1 protein-coding gene is annotated in these 376 nt (G+C 36.4%); it reads left to right on the top strand.

The annotated features are described in order from the left end of the window. The coding region (locus HMPREF3029_RS09350; RefSeq protein ID WP_210400772.1) for a hypothetical protein at positions 1–376 on the top strand (376 nt) is incomplete at both ends.

The following is a 376-nucleotide window of genomic DNA, read 5'->3' on the forward strand; positions in this document are numbered from 1 at the left end:
AACATCTTATACTGGAGACCAAACTAAAGGTACAGAAGAAGATGAATTCACAACAAGTAAAGACGAAAAAGATGGTTATAAATTCACAAAAGTTACAGATTCAACAGAGGGCACACCATATGATGAAAATGGTGAAGAAACAACAGGTAACTACATCAATGAGAAGAACCAAAGTGTGACTTATGAATATGAGAAAGTGAAACAACCGGGACGCTTCGAAGATACGCATGAGTACTATATTGTTTACACAGACAAAGATGGTAATGAAACACGTCGTGTGAAACAATCAGATCATACAAATAAATATCAAGAAGGATTCCGCGATGATGATCGTTTCAAAGCAACAACAGAAGAGAAAGACGGCTATAAGTTCGAG

This window comes from Nosocomiicoccus sp. HMSC059G07, assembly GCF_001815515.1.
GTDB lineage: Bacteria > Bacillota > Bacilli > Staphylococcales > Salinicoccaceae > Nosocomiicoccus > Nosocomiicoccus ampullae_A.